The sequence below is a fragment of the Citrobacter sp. CK198 genome (assembly GCF_030333295.1).
GTDB classification, from domain to species: domain Bacteria; phylum Pseudomonadota; class Gammaproteobacteria; order Enterobacterales; family Enterobacteriaceae; genus Citrobacter_B; species Citrobacter_B koseri.
This window is the reverse complement of record NZ_JAOWGE010000035.1, coordinates 157,177-180,110: the sequence shown is the minus strand read 5'-3', so window position 1 is coordinate 180,110 and position 22,934 is coordinate 157,177. Positions and strand designations below refer to the sequence as shown.

The window sequence follows — 22,934 nt, the reverse complement described above, 5'->3', positions numbered from 1 at the left end:
TTGACCATTATTTTCAAATAAAATCAATTTAAAACAATTGGATGTGTTGCATTTTGGTCGAATTGCGCGCATCTCTCATTCAATATTGGTGATCCATCAAACAATATTGAAAATTTTTATGTTCTACGGGGGATGTTCAATATTAGTGAGGTGCTTAACAATATTGAAAGTTGTAAATATCAGCGTGTGACATTTTCAATATTGGTGATTAAAGTTTTATTTCCGAATTAAAGAGCGTGATATCTGTATTTAACACCGCCGATATGGATGACGTTTCCTTCATGATTTCTGGAGATGCAATGAAGATAATTACTTGTTACAAGTGCGTGCCTGATGAACAGGATATTGCGATCAATAATGCCGATGGTTCATTAGATATCAGCAAAGCGGATGCCAAAATCAGTCAGTACGATCTGAATGCGATTGAAGCTGCCTGTCAGTTAAAGCAGCAGGCAAGCGATGCCCAGGTGATTGCCATGAGCGTAGGCGGCAAGGCGCTGACCAACGCCAAAGGGCGTAAAGATGTGCTCTCCCGTGGGCCAGATGAACTGGTCGTGGTGATAGACGACCAGTTTGAACAGGCTTTGCCGCAACGCACCGCCGCAGCGCTTGCCGCCGCCGCGCAAAAATCGGGCTTTGATCTGATCGTTTGCGGCGACGGTTCCTCCGACCTTTATGCCCAGCAGGTCAGCCTGCTGGTGGGGGAAACGCTGAACATTCCGGCCATCAACGGCGTGAGCAAAATCCTCTCCCTGACGGAAAGTGCGCTTACCGTTGAGCGTGAACTGGAAGATGAAATTGAAACCCTGAGTATTCCCCTGCCTGCGGTGGTGGCGGTCTCCACAGACATTAACGCTCCGCAGATCCCGTCGATGAAAGCGATTCTGGGCGCGGCGAAAAAACCGGTGCAGGTCTGGTCTGCGGCGGATATTGGTTTCAGTGCGCCAGACGCGTACTCCGTCCAGAAGGTCGCCGCACCGAAACAACGCGAGCGTCAGCGCATCGTTATTGAAGGCGATGGTGAAGAACAGATCGCCGCGTTCGCCGAACATCTGCGCAAAATCATTTAATTACCGGGGGATATTATGAACACGTTTTCTCATGTCTGGGTATTCAGCGATACCCCTTCTCGTCTGCCGGAACTGATGAGCGGCGCACTGGCTTCAGGTGAGCAGATTCATGCGTTTGTGCAGCACGACGCCGAGGGCGAGACGGCACGCCAGCTGGGGGCGAATCACATCTGGCATTTACGCGGTAAACCGGACGACCGCATGGTGGAAGATTACGCCGGGGTGATGGCGCAGACGATTCGCCAGCAGGGGGATTCGGGTCTGGTGCTGCTGCCTAATACCCGCCGTGGCAAACTGCTGGCGGCAAAGCTGGGATTTCGTCTCGCGGCGGCCGTCTCTAACGACGCCAGTGCGGTAACGCAGCAGGAGGGCCATGCGACCGTCCGGCATATGGTCTACGGCGGGCTGGCGATTGGCGAAGAGACCATCACATCACCGTATGCGGTGATCACCGTCGGCAGCGGCACGTTCGAGGCGCAACAGGCGGATGCGTCCCGCCACGGCGAGTCGCATGACGTGCAGTGGCAGTCGCCAGATGTCGTCGTAACGCGCACCGCAACGCAGGCGCGCCAGAGCAACACGGTCGATCTTGATAAAGCGCGACTGGTGGTTAGCGTCGGGCGCGGCATCGGCAGCAAAGAGAATATCTCGCTGGCCCAGGCGCTGTGTCAGGCCATTGGCGCGGAACTGGCGTGTTCTCGTCCGGTGGCGGAAAACGAAAAATGGATGGAGCACGAGCGTTATGTCGGCATCTCCAACCTGATGCTTAAACCAGAGCTTTACCTCGCGGTGGGCATTTCCGGGCAGATCCAGCACATGGTGGGCGCGAACGGTTCACAAACCATCTGCGCCATCAACAAAGATAAAAATGCGCCGATATTTCAATACGCTGATTACGGCATTGTCGGCGATGTGATGAAGATTCTGCCTGCGCTTACGAGCGCTTTAGCACGCTGATCCACTCGGGCAGGGCCTGTGGGTATCGGCCCTGCCGCTGACAGGTAAATCTGGAGTTCTTATGTCCGAAGATATCTTTGATGCCATCATCGTGGGGGCCGGACTGGCGGGTTCCGTCGCGGCGCTGGTGCTCGCCCGCGAAGGGGCGCAGGTGCTGGTTATTGAGCGCGGCAATTCCGCTGGCGCGAAGAATGTCACTGGCGGGCGCATCTACGCGCACAGTCTGGAGCGCATTATCCCCGGTTTTGCTGAACATGCCCCGGTTGAACGCGTGATCACCCATGAAAAACTCGCTTTTATGACCGAAAAAGGGGCGATGGCGGTGGATTACGTCAATGGCGAGGATGCCGCGCCTTCGCAGGTCTCTTATTCCGTATTGCGCAGTAAATTTGACGCCTGGCTGATGGAGCAGGCTGAAGAGGCGGGCGCGCAGCTGATAACCGGCATCCGCGTGGATAATCTTGTTCAGCGCGACGGCAAAGTGGTGGGCGTTGAGGCGGATGGCGACGTTATTGAAGCGAAAACGGTCATTCTCGCTGATGGCGTGAACTCGCTGTTGGCGGAAAAACTGGGAATGGCGAAACGTGTAGATGCCGCCCATGTCGCGGTAGGCGTAAAAGAGTTAATTGAGTTGCCTGAATCGGTCATTGTGGATCGCTTCGGATTACAGGGAAATGAAGGTGCTGCCTGTCTGTTTGCCGGTTATCCGACCGACGGTCTGATGGGCGGCGGCTTCCTCTATACCAATAAAACGACCCTCTCTTTGGGGCTGGTTTGCGGTCTGCATCATCTGAAAGAGGCGAAAAAGTCGGTTCCACAAATGCTGGAAGATTTTAAACAGCATCCGGCGGTGGCGCCGCTGATTGCGGGTGGAAAACTGCTGGAGTACGCCGCGCACGTCGTCCCGGAAGCGGGAATGAATATGCAGCCGGAGCTGGTGGGCGACGGCGTGCTGATTGCCGGTGACGCCGCCGGTATGTGTATGAACCTCGGTTTTACGATTCGCGGTATGGACCTGGCCGTCGCGGCAGGGGAAACGGCGGCGAAGACCGTACTTTCGGCCATGCAGAGCAACGATTTCAGCCGACAGGGGCTGGCGGAATATCGACAGCATCTCGACAACGGGCCGATGCGGGATATGCGTATGTACCAGCGCTTACCGGCGTTTCTGGACAACCCGCGTATGTTCACGCGCTACCCTGAAATGGCGGTGGGCATTGCCCGCGATCTGTTTACCGTCGATGGCAGCGCGCCCGTCCCTGTGCGTAAAAAAATCCTGCGCCACGCGAAGAAAGTGGGCTTCATCAACCTGATGAAGGATGGCATCAAAGGAGTGACCGTATTATGACTTCTCCCGTCAATGTGGACGTCAAACTGGGCGTCAATAAATTCAATGTGGATGAAGACAATCCGCACATCATCCTGAAAACCGAACCGGATAAGCAGGCGCTGGAGGTGCTGATCAAGGCGTGTCCGGCCGGGTTGTATAAAAAGCAGGACGACGGCAGCGTGCGTTTTGATTACGCCGGGTGCCTGGAGTGCGGCACCTGTCGAATCCTCGGGTTGGGGACGGCGCTGGAAAAATGGGAATACCCGCGCGGCACCTTTGGCGTGGAATTTCGCTACGGCTGAGGTTGATGCCGGATGGCGTCGCTGATGCGTCTTATCCGGCCTACAAAATACGTGATTCGTAGGCCTGATAAGCGTAGCGCCATCAGGCATCAAGTGAAAACAAAACAGGACGCGGCTATGCAGCAGCCCAGGAACTTTGACGACATTAAATTCTCCTCTATTCACCGCAGAATTATGCTGTGGGGAAGCGGCGGGCCGTTCCTGGACGGTTACGTACTGGTCATGATTGGCGTAGCGCTGGAGCAGCTCACTCCTGCGCTGAAGCTGGATGCGCAGTGGCTGGGGTTACTGGGGGCAGGCACGCTGGCCGGGCTGTTTGTCGGTACGTCGCTGTTCGGCTATATCTCAGACAAAGTGGGGCGACGTAAAATGTTCCTCATCGATATCATCGCCATTGGGGTGATATCGGTAGCGACGATGTTTGTCTCATCGCCGATGGAGTTGCTCGTCATGCGCGTGCTGATTGGGGTGGTGATTGGCGCGGATTATCCTATCGCCACCTCGATGATTACCGAGTTTTCCAACACCCGCCAGCGCGCCTTCTCGATCAGTTTTATTGCCGCGATGTGGTATGTCGGCGCCACCTGCGCCGATCTGGTCGGCTACTGGTTGTACGATGTGGCGGGCGGATGGCGCTGGATGCTGGGGAGCGCGGCAATTCCCTGCATTATGATCCTGATCGGGCGCTTTGATCTTCCCGAATCACCGCGCTGGCTGTTGCGTAAGGGGCGGGTGAAAGAGTGCGAGGAGATGATGATTAAACTGTTTGGCGAACCGGTGGCGTTTGATGAAGAACCGCCCCAGGAGACGCGCTTCTTACAGCTGTTTAATCGCCGTCACTTCCCGTTTGTTTTGTTTGTCGCCGCCATCTGGACCTGCCAGGTCATCCCGATGTTCGCCATCTATACCTTTGGCCCGCAGATTGTCGGCCTGCTGGGGCTGGGCGTCGGGAAAAGCGCGGCGCTGGGCAATGTGGTGATCAGTTTGTTCTTTATGCTGGGCTGTATTCCGCCGATGTACTGGCTGAACAGCATAGGGCGACGGCCATTGCTGATCGGCAGCTTTGTTATGATGACGCTGGCGCTGGCTGTGCTGGGGCTTATCCCAGAAATGGGGATCTGGCTGGTGGTTGCGGCCTTTGCGGTGTACGCCTTTTTCTCCGGCGGCCCGGGGAACCTTCAGTGGCTCTACCCGAATGAGCTGTTCCCGACGGATATTCGCGCGTCTGCCGTGGGCGTCATTATGTCCCTGAGTCGAATTGGCACCATCCTTTCAACGTGGGCGCTGCCGATCTTCATCACCAGATATGGGATCAGCTACGTCATGCTGATGGGGGCGGGAATTTCACTTATCGGTCTGCTTATTTCCATCGCCTTTGCGCCGGAGACGCGTGGACTGACGCTTGCCCAGACGAGCAGTATGACGATTCGCAACAAGCCTCTGTGCTAGGGGATATCTTCAGAGTGTTCTGTATTTTCTTTTAAGGTCAGTCAGTTAGTCTATAGTTAATGGGTATACCACTGAAAATGACTGAAAAGCAGGGAGAACACCATGCAAAAACAACTTCTTATTGCGTCTCTTTTTGCCGCTGCGACGGTATTTACCGTAGCGGGCTGTTCATCAAACCAGGCCATAAAAACCACCGACGGCAAAACGATCGTCACCGATGGTAAACCACAGGTCGATGATGATACCGGACTGGTGTCCTACAAAAACGCGGAAACTGGTAAAACGGAACAGATCAACCGCGATCAGGTGAAGAACATGAGCGAGCTGGATAATTAATTCAGTTTTATCCATTTAGCTGCTCAATAATATTCACTATTAGCCTGTTAAATTACTGACTACACTCTGTGGTAAAACAGAGATGTAAAATAACAGGCTACTTCATGATCCTCATTATTTATGCCCATCCGTATCCGCAGCACTCGCATGCGAATAAACGGATGCTGGAACAGGCAAGGACGCTGGATGGCGTCGAAATTCGTTCGCTCTATCAGCTTTATCCTGACTTCAATATTGATGTTGCCGCCGAGCAGCAGGCGCTGGCGCGCGCGCGTCTTATCATCTGGCAGCATCCAATGCAGTGGTACAGCGTTCCCCCTTTACTCAAACTCTGGATGGACAAAGTCCTCGCGCATGGCTGGGCCTACGGGCATGGCGGCACGGCGCTCCGGGACAAAGATCTGATGTGGGCCGTGACGACTGGCGGAGGCGAAAGCCACTTCGCTATTGGCGCCTATCCGGGCTTTGATGTGCTCTCGCAGCCGTTACAGGCTACCGCGCTCTATTGTGGGCTCAACTGGCTGCCGCCTTTTGCGATGCACTGTACGTTTGTCTGTGATGACGAAACGCTCCAGGCGCAGGCTCGCCACTATAAGCAACGTTTGCTGGCGTGGCAGGAGGCAAATCATGGATAGCCATACGCTGATACAGGCGCTGATTTACCTGGGATCGGCCGCGCTGATTGTGCCGATTGCCGTCCGGCTGGGCTTAGGGTCGGTGCTGGGCTACCTCATTGCCGGGTGTATTATCGGCCCGTGGGGGCTGCGTCTGGTGACGGACGCTGAAGCTATTCTCCATTTCGCCGAAATTGGCGTGGTGCTGATGCTGTTTGTGATTGGGCTGGAGCTGGACCCGCAGCGTTTGTGGAAACTGCGTGCGTCGGTTTTTGGCGGCGGCGCGTTGCAGATGGTGGTATGCGGTGGGTTGATTGGCCTGTTCTGTATGTTCCTCGGCCTGCGCTGGCAGGTGGCGGAGCTGATCGGCATGACGCTGGCGCTCTCTTCCACGGCGATTGCGATGCAGGCGATGGATGAGCGTAACCTGACCGTCTCGCAAATGGGCCGTAGCACATTCGCCGTGCTGCTGTTTCAGGATATTGCCGCTATTCCACTGGTGGCGATGATCCCCTTACTGGCCGCCAGCAGCGCTTCAACGACGCTGGGCGTCTTTGCACTGTCTGCGTTAAAAGTGGCAGGGGCGCTGGCGCTGGTGGTGCTGTTAGGGCGCTATGTCACGCGCCCGGCGTTGCGTTTTGTCGCGCGTTCCGGTTTGCGTGAAGTGTTCAGCGCCGTGGCCCTGTTTCTGGTCTTTGGCTTCGGCTTGCTGCTGGAAGAAGTGGGGCTGTCGATGGCGATGGGGGCGTTTCTGGCGGGCGTGTTGCTGGCAAGCTCGGAATACCGGCATGCGCTGGAAAGCGACATAGAACCGTTTAAAGGGCTGCTGCTGGGGCTGTTCTTTATCGGCGTTGGCATGTCTATCGACTTTGGCACGCTGATCGATAATCCGTTACGCATTCTTATCCTGCTGGTCGGTTTCCTGGTCATTAAAACGGTAATGCTGTGGCTTGTCGCCAGGCCGCTACGGGTGCCGAATAAGCAACGTCTCTGGTTTGCCGTATTATTAGGACAGGGGAGTGAGTTTGCCTTTGTGGTATTCGGCGCGGCGCAAATGGCCAATGTACTCGACCCGGAATGGGCGAAGGCCTTGACGCTCACCGTTGCGCTCTCAATGGCGGCGACGCCCATTTTTCTGGTGCTCCTGAGCCGTCTGGAAAAATCCGCAATCGGTGAAGCGCGTGAAGCGGATGAGATCGATGCGGAACAACCGCGCGTGATCATCGCCGGATTTGGCCGTTTTGGGCAGATTACGGGGCGTTTGCTGCTGTCGAGCGGGGTAAAAATGGTGGTTCTCGACCATGACCCGGATCATATTGAAACGCTGCGCAAATTTGGCATGAAGGTCTTTTACGGTGACGCGACGCGCATGGATTTGCTGGAGTCCGCGGGTGCGGCGAAAGCGGAAGTGCTGATCAACGCGATTGACGATCCGCAAACCAGTTTACAACTGACAGAAATGGTAAAAGCCCATTTCCCCGACCTGCAAATTATTGCCCGCGCCCGCGATGTCGATCACTACATTCGTTTGCGACAGGCCGGTGTTGAGATGCCGGAGCGTGAAACGTTTGAAGGCGCGTTAAAAACAGGGCGTCAGGCGCTGGAAAAATTAGGGCTGGGACGCTACGAGGCGCGCGAGCGTGCCGATCTGTTCCGTCGTTTTAATACGCAGATGGTGGAAGAGATGGCGAAAGGGGAAAACGATCCAACGTCCCGCGCGGCTGTCTATAAACGCACCAGCGCTATGTTGAGCGAGATTATTACTGAAGACCGTGAACATTTATCGTTAATTCAACGCCACGGCTGGCAAGGCACGGATGAAGGTAAGCATACGGGTGATGCAGATGATGAGCCGGAAGTGAAACCGTCAACGTAGGCCAGGTAAGGCGTTTACGCCGCCATCCGGCAATTTGCCCGGTGGCGCTAAGCTTACCGGGCCTACAAACCATCGTAGGCCGGATGGCGCGTCTGATTGCCTGATGGCGGCCTGCGAGCTGACACCGCTTTAAATAAGTCGGGTTGCCAGCAGAACGGAAAATTTTCGTGCTATTCCTCTTTTCGTTAGTCGACGAAAGATTGCTCTTTCCGTATAGTGGCGACAATTTTTTGTATCCAGGAAATATTCAATGATCAGTCTGATTGCGGCGTTAGCGGTAGATCGCGTTATCGGCATGGAAAACGCCATGCCGTGGAACCTGCCTGCCGATCTCGCCTGGTTTAAACGTAACACCTTAAACAAGCCTGTGGTTATGGGGCGCCATACCTGGGAATCCATCGGGCGACCGCTGCCGGGGCGTAAAAACATCGTCATCAGCAGCCAGCCTGGCACTGACGATCGCGTGCAGTGGGTGAAATCGGTCGATGAAGCGATTGCCGCCTGCGGCGATGCGCCAGAGATTATGGTGATTGGCGGCGGACGCGTGTACGAACAGTTCTTGCCGAAAGCGCAGAAACTGTATCTGACGCATATTGATGCCGAAGTGGAAGGGGACACCCATTTCCCGGACTACGAACCGGATGACTGGGAATCGGTCTTCAGCGAGTTCCACGACGCCGATGAGCAGAATTCTCACAGCTACTGCTTCGAGATTCTGGAGCGTCGTTAATCCGGCATGTTGTAATGCGGATTTGTAGGCCTGATAAGCGAAGCGCCATCAGGCAATAATGTGGCGTGAATGCCGGATAGCGGCGTAAACGCCTTATCCGGCCTACAAAATAACGCTCAGGCGTTCACCGCCTCGCCTTTGCCTGAATCAAGATGACGATTCGACGGCTGCACGAAGTAGCGCTTATCTTCCCAACGCAGGCAGGTTAAATCCCCGCCCCAGCAGCAGCCGGTATCCAGACCATAAATGCCTTCCGGCGTCCCTTTACCTTCCAGCGACGCCCAGTGACCAAAGACAATGCTGTATGCTTCGCTAACCGGCCCCGGAATGGCGAACCAGGGTTTCAGCGGCGCAGGGGCGTTTTCCGGCGACTCTTTGCTGTACATATCCAGTTGGCCGTTCGGGAAACAGTAACGCATACGGGTGAAGGCATTCGTGATAAAACGCAGCCGCGCCAGACCCGTTAGCTCCGGCGTCCAGTTGTTCGGCATATCGCCGTACATCGCGTCGAGGAAGAAGGGATAGGAGTCGCTCGACAGCACGGCTTCAACATCGCGCGCGCAGTCTTTCGCTGTCTGTAAATCCCACTGCGGCGTAATGCCCGCATGCGCCATCACCAGCTTCTTCTCTTCGTCGACCTGCAACAGCGGCTGACGGCGCAGCCAGTTGAGCAGTTCGTCGGCGTCTGGCGCTTCCAGCAGCGGAGTCAGCCTGTCTTTCGGCTTATTGCGGCTAATGCCCGCAAAGACGGCCAACAGATGTAAATCGTGATTGCCAAGCACCAGACGCACGCAGTCGCCCAGTGATTTCACGTAGCGGAGCACTTCCAGAGAACCAGGGCCGCGAGCGACCAGATCGCCGGTAAGCCACAGGGTATCTGAACCGGGGGTAAATTCCACCTGGTGTAACAATGCGATCAGTTCGTCGTAGCAACCGTGAACGTCGCCAATGAGGTATGTTGCCATTGCTTGAGTTTTAATGAATAAGTGTTGGAACGGCGAGTCGGAACACGGGAATATCGATAGTAAAGGCGACGCCTTTTTCATCGATCATTTCGTAGTGACCCTGCATGGTGCCCAGCGGCGTTTCAATAACGGCGCCGCTGGTGTACTGGTACTCTTCTCCGGGCGCGATGTGCGGCTGCACGCCAACCACACCTTCGCCCTGTACTTCGGTTTCGCGGCCATGACCATTGGTTATCAGCCAATAACGCCCCAACAACTGCACTGGCGCTCGCCCCAAATTGCGGATGGTTACCGTGTATGCGAATACGTAACGTTCATCATCAGGTGAAGATTGCGCTTCAATGTAGACGCTCTGAACCTGAATACACACTCGGGGCGAATTGATCATGCTTAACTCTCCTTCGAAGGCGCGTTTTCTGACAGATAGTTCGCCATCTGGCAATATTGCGCGACAGAGATATTTTCCGCTCGCAATGCCGGGTCAATGCCCAGTTCCGTCAGCACCTCGACGCTGAACAGATTTCCGAGGCTGTTGCGAATCGTTTTACGACGCTGGTTAAACGCCTCGGTGGTGATGCGGCTCAACACGCGTATGTCTTTCACCGGATACGGCATCGTCGTGTGAGGCACCAGGCGCACAACGGCGGAATCGACTTTAGGCGGCGGCGTGAAGGCGGATGGTGGCACTTCCAGCACCGGGATCACCTGGCAATAATATTGCGCCATGACGCTTAATCGACCATACGCCTTACTGTTCGGCCCTGCAACCAGACGATTGACCACTTCTTTTTGCAACATAAAGTGCATGTCGGCAATGGCATCAGTATAGCTAAAGAGGTGGAACATCAACGGGGTGGAGATGTTGTAGGGCAAGTTGCCGAATACGCGCAGCGGCTGACCTATCTTCTCAGACAGCTCACCGAAGTTCATGGTCATGGCATCTTGCTGATAAATCGTCAGTTTCGGCCCCAAAAACGGGTGCGTTTGCAGGCGCGCGGCCAGATCGCGGTCAAGTTCGATCACCGTGAGCTGGTCCAGACGTTCGCCGACAGGCTCCGTCAGCGCCGCCAGACCAGGGCCGATTTCGACCATTGCCTGACCCTTTTGCGGGTTAATGGCGGAGACAATACTGTCGATCACAAACTGATCGTTGAGAAAGTTTTGCCCGAAGCGTTTACGGGCTAAGTGGCCCTGATGGACTCGATTATTCATTGGGTATTAACAATCATTTTGATGGCGAGATTAAGCGCCGTAATAAAACTGCCGACATCCGCTTGCCCCCGACCCGCCAGTTCAAGCGCGGTGCCGTGGTCTACGGATGTTCGAATAAAAGGCAGGCCCAGCGTGATATTCACGCCGCGACCAAATCCCTGGTATTTTAGCACGGGGAGACCCTGATCGTGGTACATCGCCAGCACGGCATCGGCATGATCGAGATATTTAGGCTGGAAAAGCGTGTCGGCGGGCAAAGGGCCGCTTAAGCGCATCCCCTGAGCGCGCAGATCATCCAGTACCGGAACGATCGTGTCGATCTCTTCGGTTCCCATATGGCCGCCTTCACCCGCATGCGGATTTAGCCCGCACACCAGAATATGCGGATCGGCAAGGCCGAATTTCGTGCGTAAATCATGATGCAGAATGCCGATCACCTCATGCAGCAAAGCGGGGGTAATGGCGTCGGCAACCGCTCTTAACGGCAGGTGCGTTGTCGCCAGCGCGACCCGCAGCTCCTCGGTGGCCAGCATCATCACCACTTTCTTCGCCTGCGAACGCGCTTCAAAAAACTCCGTGTGTCCGGTAAACGGTACGCCAGCGTCATTGATGACGCCTTTGTGAACCGGACCGGTGATCAGCGCCGCAAATTCCCCTTGCAGACAACCGTCGCAGGCGCGCGCCAGCGTATCCACCACATACTGCCCATTCTCAACGCTGAGTTGACCTGGGGTGACAGGAGCGCGAAGCGCTGTCGGCAACAGGGTCAGCGTGCCGGCGGATTGCGGTTTTGCAGGGTGATTTGGCGAGTAGGGAAGAAGCGAGAGGGGCAAACCGAGCAACGCGGCCCGGTCGGTTAACAGACGGGCATCTGCACAGACGACGAGTTCGACCGGCCACTCACGCTGTGCGAGCTGAACGACTAAGTCAGGACCAATCCCGGCGGGTTCGCCGGGAGTGATAACAACGCGTTGAACAGTAGCCATTAATTGCTCAGGATTTTAACGTAAGCGCTGGCGCGTTGTTCCTGCATCCAGGTTGCTGCTTCTTCCGAGAACTTACGGTTCATCAGCATACGGTAAGCTCTGTCTTTCTGCGCCGCGTCGGTTTTATCAACGTTACGCGTATCCAGCAGTTCGATCAGGTGCCAGCCAAAGGAGGAGTGCACCGGGGCGCTCATCTGGCCTTTGTTGAGGCGGGTCAGCGCGTCGCGGAAGGCAGGATCGAAAATATCCGCTGCCGCCCAGCCCAGATCGCCGCCCTGGTTGGCAGAACCTGGGTCCTGTGAAAACTCTTTCGCTGCGGCGGCAAAGGTCGTTTTGCCGCTCTTAATGTCTGCTGCGATCTCTTCCAGTTTCAGGCGCGCCTGTTGATCGGTCATGATCGGCGAGGGTTTCAGCAGAATATGGCGGGCATGAACTTCAGTGACGGAGATGCTCTGGCTCTGGCCGCGCAGATCGTTCACTTTCAGAATGTGGAAGCCAACGCCGGAACGAATCGGGCCAACGATGTCGCCTTTTTTCGCCGTGCTCAGCGCCTGCGCGAAAATGCCCGGCAGCTCCTGAATACGTCCCCAGCCCATCTGGCCGCCTTTCAGCGCCTGCTGGTCGGCGGAGTAGGTGATCGCCAGTTTGCCGAAATCACTGCCGTTACGCGCTTCATCAACAATCGAGCGCGCCTGGGCTTCCGCTTCGCTTACCTGATCCGACGTCGGGTTTTCCGGCAGCGGGATCAGAATGTGGCTCAGGTTCAGCTCTGTGCTGGCATCGTTCTGGTTACCGACCTGTTGGGCCAGCGCATCCACTTCCTGCGGCAGGATGGTGACGCGACGACGCACTTCGTTGTTACGCACTTCGGAGATGATCATCTCTTTGCGGATCTGGCTACGGTAGGTTGAGTAGCTCAGACCATCGTAAGCCAGACGGCTGCGCATCTGGTCCAGCGTCATGTTGTTCTGTTTAGCGATATTGGCGATAGCCTGCTCCAGCTGTTCATCAGAGATTTTCACCCCCATCTTCTGACCCATCTGGAGAACGATTTGATCCATGATCAAACGTTCCAGGATCTGATGACGTAGCGTGGCATCATCAGGAAGCTGCTGACCAGCCTGACCCGCATTAAGTTTTACTGATTGCATTAAGCCATCAACGTCGCTTTCCAGCACGACGCCGTTATTGACGACGGCTGCGACTTTATCGACCACCTGCGGGGCAGCGAAACTGGTATTCGCGATCATGGCGATACCGAGAAGCAGCGTTTTCCAGTTCTTCATACTTTTTCCATTTCAATTAACCGCAATGCGGATTACGTGGTAAATCAATCAAATCACAGAGAGCTTTGATACGGCAAAATGTTCGAACGCAACATCTCTTTGGTGCCGAGACCGTAGTTGGAGCTCAGACCACGCAATTCAATGTTAAAGCCGATCACGTTGTCATAAACAGCGTGTTCTTTATCGTTATCCCAACCGTTCAGCTTACGCTCATAACCGAAGCGAATCGCATAGCAGCAGGAGTTGTACTGCACGCCGAGCATCTGGTCGGCAGGCTTATTCACATTGGTATCAAAGTAGTAAGCGCCTACGATAGACCAACGATCGGCAATCGGCCAACTGGCAACGCCCCCGACCTGGGAAATCCCGTTTTTATACTGCTCCGCAGTGGAATAAGACGGCAGCGTAGCCTGAATATATTCCGCGCTGGCATAACGGTAGTTCAACTGTAAGAGACGATTTTCATCGCGACGGTATTCGATCGTACTGCTGCTGGTCGCGACGCTGTCCAGACGCGTGTCGTACTGAATGCCGCTACGCAGTCCCCAGCGGTCGGAGATACGCCAGTAGGTGTCGCCCGCCCAAACCAGTGAGCCCGTTTTGTCGTCATTCTCCCAGGTTATGTTGTCATCGCCGGTGCGAGACTCCGTGAAATAGTAGATTTGACCCACGGAAACATTAAAACGTTCAATTGCGGCATCATCATAAATACGCGATGTGACGCCGGTCGTGACCTGGTTTGCGGAGGCGATACGGTCCAGACCGCCATATGTGCGGTCGCGGAACAGGCCGCTGTAGTCGGACTGCAATAATGAGGAGTCGTAGTTATTGATGCTGCTCTGGTTACGATAGGGAACGTACAGATACTGCGCGCGCGGCTCCAGCGTCTGGGTGTAACCCGGCGCCAACGTCGTCATATCGCGTTCAAACACCATCCTGCCATCGACTTTGAACTGCGGCATTACGCGGTTAACCGACTCATCGAGTTTATTGACGTTTCGCGAATTGTTGTTGTACGAGTCCAGATTGGTTTGCTGGTAGTGCGTCGCCAGCAGCTTCGCTTCAGTATTGATGCTGCCCCACTGATTCGATAACGGCAGATTGATGGTTGGCTCCAGGTGAACGCGAGTCGCTTCCGGCATGTTGTCTCGGGTGTTCACAAACTTCACGGCCTGGCCGTAAATACGCGTATCGAATGGACCAACGTCATTCTGGTAGAAGTTAACGTCTAACTGCGGCTCAGCGGAGTAACTGCTGGTATTCTGATCGCTGAATACCTGGAACTGTTTGGTTGACACCGTGGCATCAAAGTTCTGCACGGCATAGCCGACGCTGAATTTCTGCGTGGCGTAACCGTCGGTACTGGAACCGTACTTATTGTCAAAGTCATTGAAGTAGCTGGAGTCGCTGACCTTGGTATAGTCGACATTAAAGCGCCATACCTGATCCATCACGCCGCCATGACGCCAGTAGAACAACCAGCGACGGGAGTTGCTGTCGTTCGGATGCTCATCGTCGTAAACGCGATCGGAATTCAGATAGTCGAACTCCATTAAACCCGCGCCCGCCTGGCTGAGGTAGCGGAACTCATTCTCCCACATGACACCGCCACGGCGGTGCATATAATGCGGCGTAATGGTGGCGTCCATATTGGGCGCGATGTTCCAGTAATACGGCAGGTAGAACTCAAAATAGTTCTTGGTGGTGTACTTCGCGTTCGGAATCAGGAAACCGGAGCGGCGTTTGTCACCGACCGGCAGCTGTAAATAAGGGCTGTAAAAGACGGGAACCGGACCCAGTTTAAAACGGGCGTTCCAGATTTCCGCTACCTGCTCTTCACGATCGTGAATCACTTCGCTGCCCACAACGCTCCAGGTATCGGAGCCTGGCAGACAGGAGGTAAAGCTGCCATTTTCCAGAATGGTATAGCGGTTTTCGCCACGCTGCTTCATCAGATCCGCTTTCCCGCGCCCCTGACGGCCGACCATCTGGTAGTCGCCTTCCCACACGTTTGTGTCTTTGGTGTTCAGGTTCGCCCAGCCTTTCGGCCCCTTCAGAATAACCTGATTGTCGTCATAATGGACGTTGCCGAGCGCATCGACGGTACGCACCGGTTCCGGCTGGCCTGGCGCCTCTTTTTGATGGAGTTGCACCTCATCAGCTTGCAGGCGACTGTTACCCTGGTTGATATCGACATTACCGGTGAATACCGCGTCGTCCGGGTAGTTCCCTTTCGCGTGATCGGCGTTGATCGTCACGGGTAATTCGTTCGTCTCGCCTTTCACCAGAGGACGGTCGTAGCTTGGCACACCCAACATGCACTGCGAGGCAAGGTCGGCGGCCAGGCCCTGCTGACTATAAAGGGCGCTGGCGATCATGGTGGCCAGGAAAGTGGGAATACGTTTTTTCATACGTTGTATTTATTGTTCCATCATCAGTAGCGTTGCGCGTGACAAACGGTCAGAGACTAACGTACTCATCTTCACTACGCTAGTGTTAATCCTGTCCCTTTTCTACCCGTCGTCTTTCAGGTTGCGCTTTCGTGGACGTTATTCGCATGCCCCCGGCGACTTGCCTGGATAAGCGTCTGGCGGCTGTGCGGCGGTCTTGCTGCAACGTGAAATCCAATGGGTATGTGTCTGTGGTGTTAGGCACGGCATTGAATGACAGGTATGATAATGCAAATTATAGGCGATGTCCCACAATTGACCGCAGCCTTCATTCCAGGAAAAGCACTCTATATTGTGGGACATAGCCTCACTGTCAGCGTAAAGATTTGGGGAGTCTATGCAGTACTGGGGAAAGATTGTAGGTGTCGCAGTGGCGCTGATGATGGGAGGCGGCTTCTGGGGCGTGGTATTAGGTCTGCTGATAGGCCACATGTTCGACAAAGCCCGCAGCCGCAAAATGGCATGGTTCGCCAATCAGCGTGAACGGCAGGCACTGTTTTTCGCCACCACTTTTGAGGTCATGGGGCATTTAACCAAATCGAAAGGGCGCGTGACGGAAGCGGATATCCATATTGCCAGCCAGTTGATGGACCGGATGAACTTACACGGCGAATCACGTACCGCCGCCCAACACGCGTTTCGCGTGGGAAAATCGGATAATTACCCGTTACGTGAAAAAATGCGCCAGTTTCGCAGCGTCTGCTTTGGGCGGTTTGATCTGATACGGATGTTTCTGGAAATTCAGATTCAGGCGGCGTTTGCGGATGGAACGCTCCATCCGAACGAGCGGGAAGTGCTGTACGTTATCGCCGAGGAGCTGGGGATTTCCCGCGCTCAGTTCGATCAGTTCTTACGCATGATGCAGGGCGGGGCGCAGTTTGGCGGCGGTTATCAGCAACAGCAGTCCGGCGGCGGCTGGCAGCAGGCGCAGCGTGGCCCTACGCTGGAAGATGCCTGCAACGTGCTGGGGGTTAAGCCGACAGATGATGCGACAACCATTAAACGCGCGTACCGCAGACTGATGAGCGAGCACCACCCGGACAAACTGGTCGCAAAAGGGTTGCCGCCGGAGATGATGGAGATGGCGAAGCAAAAAGCGCAGGAAATTCAGAAAGCGTATGAAATGATTAAAGAGCAGAAAGGTTTTAAATAATGGTTTTGCCGGATGGCGACGTAAAGCGTCTTATCCGGCCTACGTTGAGAACGGTAGGCCGGGCAAGCGAAGCGCCCCCGGCACAAATGGGCACAGAATTTAAAAATCTACCGGGGCTTTAAAGGTCATACTGTTGCCATACGCGGGATGGGTGATGGTTAGCGTTTCGGCATGCAGCAACAGACGCGACGCCATCGCCAGCGCTTCTGGCGACGCGTAGAAGCGATCGCCGAGAATGGGGTGTCCCAACGCCAGCATATGCACACGTAGCTGATGAGAACGCCCGGTAATCGGTTTAAGCACCACCCGTGCGGTGTTATCCGCAGCGAAGTCCACCACCTCATACCCGGTTTGCGCAGGCTTACCCGTCTCATAACACACTTTCTGTTTTGGCCTGTTCGGCCAGTCGCAGATCAGCGGTAAATCAACCAGCCCTTCGGCAGGGGCTGGATGCCCCCACACGCGCGCAACGTACTGTTTTTTCGGCTCACGCTCGCGGAACTGGCGTTTCAGCTCCCGTTCCGCCGCTTTGGTCAGCGCCACTACAATCACGCCGCTGGTCGCCATATCCAGACGATGCACCGACTCCGCCTGCGGATAATCGCGTTGAATACGCGTCATCACGCTATCTTTGTGCTCCTCAAGGCGGCCCGGCACGGACAACAAGCCGCTGGGCTTGTTGACCACCATAATGTGCTCATCCTGATACAGGATAATCAGCCAGGGCTCCTGCGGCGGATTGTAGTTTTCCATCCCCATTTTTTGCTCCGTTACTGATGCGTGACGACGATAAGACGCAAGGCATCCAGACGCCAGTTGGCCTGATCCAGGCTTTCCATTACCTGCTGACGGTTGCTGTCGATCGCCGCAAGTTCATCGTCACGGATGTTCGGGTTAACGGCGCGCAGCGCTTCCAGACGCGACAGTTCGGCAGACAGTTTTTCATCCGCTTCGCTACGTGCGGCGTCGATCAGCGCCCGGGCCGATTTCTCCGCCTGCGCTTCGCCCAGTTGCAGAATCGCGTGTACGTCCTGTTGCACCGCGTTGACCAGCTTGCTGCCGGTATGACGGTTAACGGCGCTCAGCTGGCGGTTGAAGGTTTCAAACTCCACCTGCGCGGCCAGGTTATTGCCATTTTTATCCAGCAGCATGCGCACCGGCGTCGGCGGCAGGAAACGGTTAAGCTGTAAATGTTTCGGCGCCTGCGCTTCAACGACATACACCAGTTCCACCAGCAGCGTTCCCACCGGCAACGCTTTGTTTTTCAACAGCGAAATCGTGCTGCTGCCGGTATCGCCAGACAGAATCAGATCCAGGCCGTTGCGAATCAGCGGATGTTCCCAGGTAACGAACTGCGCATCTTCACGCGACAGCGCCACATCACGCTCGAACGTAATGGTGCAGCCATCTTCCGGCAGGCCAGGGAAGTCCGGCACCAGCATATGATCGGAAGGCGTCAGCACAATCAGGTTCTCACCACGGTCATCCTGGTTAATCCCGACGATATCAAACAGGTTCATGGCGAAGGCGATCAGGCTGGTGTCGTCATCCTGTTCTTCAATGCTCTCTGCCAGCGCCTGCGCTTTCTCGCCGCCGTTAGAGTGGATCTCCAGCAGACGGTCGCGCCCTTGCTCCAGCTGCGCCTTCAGCGCTTCGTGCTGCTCGCGGCAGGTTTTGATCAGCGCGTCAAAACCGTCGGTATTTTCAGGCGTCGCCAGGTAAGCGATCAGATCGTGATACACCGTATCGTAGATGGCGCGACCGGTCGGGCAGGTGTGCTCAAAGGCATCCAGCCCTTCGTGATACCAGCGAACCAGCACGGACTGCGCGGTTTTTTCCAGATACGGAACGTGGATCTGAATATCGTGCGCCTGGCCGATACGGTCCAGACGGCCAATACGCTGCTCCAGCAAATCCGGGTTAAACGGCAGGTCAAACATCACCAGGTTGCTGGCGAACTGGAAGTTACGGCCTTCAGAACCGATTTCCGAGCACAGCAGAACCTGCGCGCCGCTGTCTTCTTCGCTAAACCACGCGGCGGCGCGGTCGCGTTCAATAATGGACATGCCTTCATGGAATACGGCGGCGCGGATGCCTTCGCGCTCGCGCAGCACCTGCTCCAGTTGCAGCGCGGTGGCGGCTTTCGCGCAGATCACCAGCACTTTCTGCGAGCGGTGGCTGGTCAGATGCCCCATCAGCCACTCCACGCGCGGGTCGAAGTTCCACCAGGTGCCGCTATCCCCTTCGAATTCCTGATAAATCTGCTCCGGGTAGAGCATATCGCGCGCTCTGTCCTCCGCGCTTTTACGCGCGCCCATAATGCCGGAGACTTTAATCGCCGTCTGATATTGCGTTGGCAGCGGCAGCTTGATGGTGTGCAGCTCGCGTTTCGGAAAGCCTTTGACGCCGTTACGGGTGTTGCGGAACAGTACGCGGCTGGTGCCGTGTCTGTCCATCAGCATGGAGACCAGCTCCTGGCGGGCATTCTGCGCGCCATCGCGGTCGCTGTTCGCCGTTTGCAGCAGCGGTTCGATGTCCTGCTCGCCAATCAGGTCGCCGAGCATGTTCAGCTCTTCGTTGCTCAGCTTGTTGCCTGCCAGCAGCATGGCGACGGCGTCGGCGACCGGGCGATAATTTTTTTGCTCTTCGACAAATTGTTCGAAGTCGTGGAAACGGCTCGGGTCGAGCAGACGCAGACGGGCGAAGTGGCTTTCCATTCCCAGCTGTTCCGGCGTTGCGGTCAGCAGCAGGACGCCAGGTACGCGTTCCGCCAGTTGTTCAATCGCCATATATTCGCGGCTTGGCGCGTCTTCGCTCCACACCAGGTGGTGAGCTTCATCGACGACCAGCAGGTCCCATTGTGCGTCGCACAGATGTTCCAGACGCTGTTTGTTGCGACGCGCGAAGTCCAGCGAGCAGATAACCAGTTGCTCGGTTTCAAACGGGTTGTAGGCATCGTGCTGGGCTTCGGTGTAACGCTCGTCGTCGAACAGCGCGAAGCGCAGGTTGAAGCGGCGCAGCATTTCAACCAGCCACTGATGCTGCAAAGTTTCCGGGACGATGATCAGCACGCGTTCCGCCGCGCCAGACAGCAGCTGTTGGTGCAGGATCATCCCGGCTTCGATGGTTTTTCCTAAGCCCACTTCATCCGCTAGCAGGACGCGCGGCGCGTGGCGGCGACCGACATCATGGGCAATGTTGAGCTGGTGGGGAATCAGGCTGGTGCGCTGACCGCGCAGGCCGCTCCACGGCATGCGGTACTGCTCGCTCTGAAATTTACGTGCGCGGTAGCGCAGGGCGAATCGGTCCATCCGGTCGATTTGCCCGGCGAACAGGCGATCCTGCGGTTTACTGAAAACCAGCTTGCTGTCGAGCAAGACTTCACGCAGCGTGACGGCGGTTTCTTCGGTATCAAGGCGGGTGCCAGTATAGGCAAGCAGACCGTTTTCTTCTTTTACTTCATCGATTTGTAGCTGCCAGCCTTCATGGCTTGTAATCGTATCACCAGGGTTAAACATCACGCGGGTCACGGGGGAGTCACTGCGCGCATACAGACGGTTTTCACCTGTCGCCGGGAAAAGTAAGGTGACAGTTCGCGCATCCATCGCGACGACGGTTCCAAGTCCCAGTTCGCTTTCTGTATCGCTGATCCAGCGTTGACCAAGTGTAAAAGGCATATATGTTCGGCTCTATATCTTTAATTGCAGGCAATAATCACCCGCTACCAAAATAGAATGGCAGCAGTGTTAATTGGGTCCAGGAATGGAAAGGGCGCTATGGTAATGGATGGCGGCGCATTCGTCACGCGTCAAAATAACCCCAGTTGTCCTGTGAGTAGTGTAGCAAAATTATCATCGATGAAGGGAAGTATTCCCTCTGCGACCGGCTGTAGCTGGCGGGTTAAATAGTGCTCGTAATCCAGCGGTGAATGCCGGTAATCCAGCGGCTCAGGGCCGTTAGTCGTCCACACGTATTTGATCGTGCCGCGGTTCTGATACTGCGCCGGGCGCCCCAGCTTGATGTTTTGTTCATCGGCGAGCCGGGCGGCGCGAACGTGCGGCGGAACGTTACGCTGATATTCGCTCAACGGGCGGCGCAGTCGCTTGCGGTAAACCAGCTGTTCATCCAGCTTGCCCGTCATCAGGTTATCGATGGTTTCCCGGACATACTCCTGATAGGGTTCCTGGCGGAAGATACGCAGGTAAAGCTCCTGCTGGAATCGCTGCGCCAGCGGCGTCCAGTCGGTGCGCACGGTCTCCAGCCCTTTAAATACCATTCGCTGCTTCTCGCCTTCCTGAATCAGCCCGGCATAGCGCTTTTTGCTGCCGGTGTCCGCCCCGCGAATGGTCGGCATCAGAAAGCGGCGGAAGTGGGTTTCAAACTCTAATTCCAGCGCGCTGGTCAGTTTTTGCTGTTGCAGGGATTGCGTCCACCAGTCATTCACATGACGCACCAGCTCGCGGCCAATCCTTGCCGCCTCGTCTTCAGAATGCGCGCCTTTCAGCCAGACGAAAGTGGAATCCGTATCGCCGTAGATCACGTCATAGCCCTGCGCCTCGATCAGCGCTTTGGTCTGACGCATGATCGCGTGGCCGCGCATGGTGATCGACGAGGCCAGTCGGGGATCGAAAAAGCGGCAGGCCGTCGTCCCGAGCACGCCGTAAAACGCATTCATGATGATCTTCAGCGCCTGGGACAGCGGTTTATTACCGTGTCGTTTGGCCTCATCGCGCCCGTGCCAGATCTGCGTGACGATCTCCGGGAGACAGTGCGTTTCTCGCGAGAACCAGGCGTCAAGAAAGCCTTCGGTGCTGTGTGTCGGGTCCGGTTGCGCCATCCCTTCCACCAGCCCAACCGGGTCGATCAGGAACGTGCGAATGATCGACGGGTACAGGCTCTTATAATCCAGCACCAGTACGGAGTCATACAGGCCAGGGCGCGAGTCCATTACGTAACCGCCAGGGCTGGCATGCGGCGGGACTTCACCGAGATTCGGTGCAACGTAACCGGCGCGATGCATACGGGGAAAATAGAGATGACCGAAGGCGGCGACAGAACCGCCGTGGCGGTCAGCGGGCAGACCGTTAACGGTGGCGCGCTCCAGTAAAAACGGCATGATCTCCGTCTTATGAAAAATCTGCGTCACCAGCTCGCAGTCCTTGAGGTTATACGTGGCGAGCGCGGGCTTATCTTCGGCGAAACGGCGGTCAATTTCGTCCATTCTGTCCCAGGGATTATCGATCGATTTCCCTTCGCCAAGCAGCTCCTGGGCCACGGTTTCCAGTGAAAATGATGAGAAATTCCAGAACGCGGATTTGAGCGCCTCAATGCCGTCAATAATCAACCGCCCTTTGGCCTGGGCGAAAAACACGCCGTTCTTGAAACCGTGCTCGCGCCATTCCAGCTCGGTGTTGTCGCGCCCCAGACGTAGAGGGATACGATAGCGCTCGGCATGTTTTTGCAGGATGCGTAAATCAAACTGCACCACGTTCCAGCCGATGATCACATCGGGATCGTGCCGGGCAAACCAGTCGTTGAGTTTTTCCAGCAGCAGCGGGCGACTCGCCGCATACTCAAGCTGGAAATCCAGCGCCGAGGCATCGCCATTCGCCGGGCCGAGCATAAAAACGACGCGTTGCCCGCAGCCTTGCAGGCCAATGCAGTACAGCTCGCCGTGTCGGGTGGTTTCAATATCCAGCGATACCCATTTCAGCGGGGGACGGTAGTCTGGGTGCGGTTTCAGGCGGGCATTGACGATCGCGCCGTCTTTTGTGTCGCCCTCCAGCCAAACGGGAGCGGTGATAAACCGCTCCATCAGGTAACGTTCCGGCGGGCGCACATCGGCTTCATAGACCGTTACGCCCTGTTCTTTCAGCTGTTTTTCCAGACGCATCAGCTGTCGGTGAGAGCGGCAGTACAACCCCGAGACGGGCTGGCGATGAAAATCCTGCAAATTGAGCGGCGTCAGGCGATAGCCGTTTTCTGTGCGCAGCAGCGAGGTGACGCGGGCGGCCTGATGCGTAGGGATAAACGCGACCGACTCCTGCGGCGCGAGCGTGACCTGCAAAGGACCGGTGTCCGTTGCCAGCCAGAATGAGACCTCCGTTCCTTGCGGGGTATCCCGCCAGTGCCGGGTTAAAATAAAACCTGCCTGCGCCACGCTGCGTACTCATTAAAAAACCAGGCATGATTATAGCCTGGTTTGGAACGTTTTGCTG

19 protein-coding genes are annotated in these 22,934 nt (G+C 55.9%); 10 read left to right on the top strand and 9 right to left on the bottom strand.

Going from position 1 to position 22,934, the window contains the following annotated elements; translation table 11 throughout:
* The first annotated feature begins 299 nt into the window (after positions 1-299).
* The 9 genes from OGY62_RS18755 (at position 300) to folA (ending at position 8,664) form a co-directional block, all read left to right on the top strand.
* The gene (locus tag OGY62_RS18755; RefSeq protein ID WP_049008001.1) at positions 300-1,070 is read left to right on the top strand and encodes an electron transfer flavoprotein FixA; all 771 of its coding nucleotides are present in this window, start codon (positions 300-302) and stop codon (positions 1,068-1,070) included.
* Positions 1,071-1,085: 15 nt separating this feature from the next.
* A complete protein-coding gene (locus tag OGY62_RS18750) occupies positions 1,086-2,027 on the top strand; it encodes an electron transfer flavoprotein subunit alpha/FixB family protein (protein ID WP_110494691.1) in 942 nt (313 codons plus the stop codon).
* Between the two features lie 61 nt (positions 2,028-2,088).
* Positions 2,089-3,375, top strand: coding sequence for an FAD-dependent oxidoreductase (locus tag OGY62_RS18745; protein ID WP_115609632.1), 1,287 nt, complete (start codon positions 2,089-2,091; stop codon positions 3,373-3,375).
* Positions 3,372-3,659: a ferredoxin-like protein FixX gene (fixX, locus tag OGY62_RS18740; protein ID WP_012134124.1), complete on the top strand. Its 288-nt coding sequence runs from the start codon at positions 3,372-3,374 to the stop codon at positions 3,657-3,659. Before OGY62_RS18745 ends, fixX begins: the two co-directional genes overlap by 4 nt.
* Before the next feature lie 117 nt (positions 3,660-3,776).
* Complete coding sequence (locus OGY62_RS18735) at positions 3,777-5,108, top strand: MFS transporter (RefSeq protein ID WP_024130715.1); 1,332 nt, start codon at positions 3,777-3,779, stop codon at positions 5,106-5,108.
* Between the two features lie 102 nt (positions 5,109-5,210).
* A complete protein-coding gene (locus OGY62_RS18730) occupies positions 5,211-5,444 on the top strand; it encodes a YgdI/YgdR family lipoprotein (RefSeq protein ID WP_012134122.1) in 234 nt (77 codons plus the stop codon).
* A 104-nt stretch (positions 5,445-5,548) separates the two neighbouring features.
* Positions 5,549-6,079: a glutathione-regulated potassium-efflux system oxidoreductase KefF gene (gene kefF / locus OGY62_RS18725; protein ID WP_012134121.1), complete on the top strand. Its 531-nt coding sequence runs from the start codon at positions 5,549-5,551 to the stop codon at positions 6,077-6,079.
* Positions 6,072-7,934 carry a glutathione-regulated potassium-efflux system protein KefC gene (gene kefC, locus OGY62_RS18720; protein WP_115182001.1) on the top strand — a complete coding sequence of 621 codons (1,863 nt, stop codon included), beginning with the start codon at positions 6,072-6,074 and terminating at the stop codon, positions 7,932-7,934. Before kefF ends, kefC begins: the two co-directional genes overlap by 8 nt.
* A 250-nt stretch (positions 7,935-8,184) precedes the next feature.
* Positions 8,185-8,664 (top strand): type 3 dihydrofolate reductase, encoded by a 480-nt coding sequence (folA, locus tag OGY62_RS18715; protein WP_012134119.1) that lies wholly within the window; start codon positions 8,185-8,187, stop codon positions 8,662-8,664.
* A gap of 116 nt (positions 8,665-8,780) precedes the next feature.
* Here the strand turns inward: folA and apaH are convergent, their stop codons facing one another.
* Genes apaH through lptD form a run of 6 tightly spaced genes read right to left on the bottom strand, consistent with a single transcriptional unit; the run spans position 8,781 to position 15,524 of the window.
* On the bottom strand, positions 8,781-9,629 hold the full coding sequence (apaH, locus tag OGY62_RS18710; protein WP_012134118.1) for a bis(5'-nucleosyl)-tetraphosphatase (symmetrical) ApaH: 849 nt from the start codon (positions 9,627-9,629) through the stop codon (positions 8,781-8,783).
* 10 nt (positions 9,630-9,639) lie between these two features.
* Positions 9,640-10,017 carry a Co2+/Mg2+ efflux facilitator ApaG/CorD gene (gene apaG, locus OGY62_RS18705; RefSeq protein WP_012134116.1) on the bottom strand — a complete coding sequence of 126 codons (378 nt, stop codon included), beginning with the start codon at positions 10,015-10,017 and terminating at the stop codon, positions 9,640-9,642.
* Between the two features lie 2 nt (positions 10,018-10,019).
* Positions 10,020-10,841 carry a 16S rRNA (adenine(1518)-N(6)/adenine(1519)-N(6))-dimethyltransferase RsmA gene (gene rsmA / locus OGY62_RS18700; RefSeq protein WP_012134115.1) on the bottom strand — a complete coding sequence of 274 codons (822 nt, stop codon included), beginning with the start codon at positions 10,839-10,841 and terminating at the stop codon, positions 10,020-10,022.
* Positions 10,838-11,827 carry a 4-hydroxythreonine-4-phosphate dehydrogenase PdxA gene (pdxA, locus tag OGY62_RS18695; RefSeq protein ID WP_012134114.1) on the bottom strand — a complete coding sequence of 330 codons (990 nt, stop codon included), beginning with the start codon at positions 11,825-11,827 and terminating at the stop codon, positions 10,838-10,840. Before pdxA ends, rsmA begins: the two co-directional genes overlap by 4 nt.
* Positions 11,827-13,113, bottom strand: coding sequence for a peptidylprolyl isomerase SurA (gene surA, locus OGY62_RS18690; protein WP_286460397.1), 1,287 nt, complete (start codon positions 13,111-13,113; stop codon positions 11,827-11,829). Before surA ends, pdxA begins: the two co-directional genes overlap by 1 nt.
* 53 nt (positions 13,114-13,166) lie before the next feature.
* Complete coding sequence (gene lptD, locus OGY62_RS18685) at positions 13,167-15,524, bottom strand: LPS assembly protein LptD (protein WP_049011438.1); 2,358 nt, start codon at positions 15,522-15,524, stop codon at positions 13,167-13,169.
* 376 nt (positions 15,525-15,900) lie between these two features.
* Between lptD and djlA the strand changes: the two genes are divergently transcribed.
* Entirely contained in the window at positions 15,901-16,716 is an 816-nt protein-coding gene (gene djlA, locus OGY62_RS18680; protein WP_012134111.1) for a co-chaperone DjlA, read from the top strand.
* A gap of 99 nt (positions 16,717-16,815) precedes the next feature.
* Here the strand turns inward: djlA and rluA are convergent, their stop codons facing one another.
* The 3 genes from rluA to polB form a co-directional block, all read right to left on the bottom strand.
* On the bottom strand, positions 16,816-17,475 hold the full coding sequence (rluA, locus tag OGY62_RS18675) for a bifunctional tRNA pseudouridine(32) synthase/23S rRNA pseudouridine(746) synthase RluA (RefSeq protein WP_104867779.1): 660 nt from the start codon (positions 17,473-17,475) through the stop codon (positions 16,816-16,818).
* A gap of 11 nt (positions 17,476-17,486) precedes the next feature.
* Complete coding sequence (gene rapA, locus OGY62_RS18670; RefSeq protein ID WP_012134109.1) at positions 17,487-20,393, bottom strand: RNA polymerase-associated protein RapA; 2,907 nt, start codon at positions 20,391-20,393, stop codon at positions 17,487-17,489.
* Positions 20,394-20,524: 131 nt separating this feature from the next.
* Positions 20,525-22,876: a DNA polymerase II gene (polB, locus tag OGY62_RS18665; RefSeq protein WP_130028332.1), complete on the bottom strand. Its 2,352-nt coding sequence runs from the start codon at positions 22,874-22,876 to the stop codon at positions 20,525-20,527.
* Positions 22,877-22,934 lie beyond the last annotated feature (58 nt).

Excerpts from the sequence above, each read along its gene's own strand:
- pdxA (WP_012134114.1), bottom strand. The coding sequence starts at position 11,827 with ATGGCTACTGTTCAACGCGTTGTTATCACTCCCGGCGAACCCGCCGGG.
- rapA (WP_012134109.1), bottom strand. The coding sequence starts at position 20,393 with ATGCCTTTTACACTTGGTCAACGCTGGATCAGCGATACAGAAAGCGAA.
- rsmA (WP_012134115.1), bottom strand. The coding sequence starts at position 10,841 with ATGAATAATCGAGTCCATCAGGGCCACTTAGCCCGTAAACGCTTCGGG.
- apaH (WP_012134118.1), bottom strand. The coding sequence starts at position 9,629 with ATGGCAACATACCTCATTGGCGACGTTCACGGTTGCTACGACGAACTG.
- folA (WP_012134119.1), top strand. The coding sequence starts at position 8,185 with ATGATCAGTCTGATTGCGGCGTTAGCGGTAGATCGCGTTATCGGCATG.
- apaG (WP_012134116.1), bottom strand. The coding sequence starts at position 10,017 with ATGATCAATTCGCCCCGAGTGTGTATTCAGGTTCAGAGCGTCTACATT.
- djlA (WP_012134111.1), top strand. The coding sequence starts at position 15,901 with ATGCAGTACTGGGGAAAGATTGTAGGTGTCGCAGTGGCGCTGATGATG.
- fixX (WP_012134124.1), top strand. The coding sequence starts at position 3,372 with ATGACTTCTCCCGTCAATGTGGACGTCAAACTGGGCGTCAATAAATTC.
- OGY62_RS18735 (WP_024130715.1), top strand. The coding sequence starts at position 3,777 with ATGCAGCAGCCCAGGAACTTTGACGACATTAAATTCTCCTCTATTCAC.
- OGY62_RS18755 (WP_049008001.1), top strand. The coding sequence starts at position 300 with ATGAAGATAATTACTTGTTACAAGTGCGTGCCTGATGAACAGGATATT.
- OGY62_RS18730 (WP_012134122.1), top strand. The coding sequence starts at position 5,211 with ATGCAAAAACAACTTCTTATTGCGTCTCTTTTTGCCGCTGCGACGGTA.
- kefF (WP_012134121.1), top strand. The coding sequence starts at position 5,549 with ATGATCCTCATTATTTATGCCCATCCGTATCCGCAGCACTCGCATGCG.
- kefC (WP_115182001.1), top strand. The coding sequence starts at position 6,072 with ATGGATAGCCATACGCTGATACAGGCGCTGATTTACCTGGGATCGGCC.
- OGY62_RS18745 (WP_115609632.1), top strand. The coding sequence starts at position 2,089 with ATGTCCGAAGATATCTTTGATGCCATCATCGTGGGGGCCGGACTGGCG.
- surA (WP_286460397.1), bottom strand. The coding sequence starts at position 13,113 with ATGAAGAACTGGAAAACGCTGCTTCTCGGTATCGCCATGATCGCGAAT.
- lptD (WP_049011438.1), bottom strand. The coding sequence starts at position 15,524 with ATGAAAAAACGTATTCCCACTTTCCTGGCCACCATGATCGCCAGCGCC.
- rluA (WP_104867779.1), bottom strand. The coding sequence starts at position 17,475 with ATGGGGATGGAAAACTACAATCCGCCGCAGGAGCCCTGGCTGATTATC.
- OGY62_RS18750 (WP_110494691.1), top strand. The coding sequence starts at position 1,086 with ATGAACACGTTTTCTCATGTCTGGGTATTCAGCGATACCCCTTCTCGT.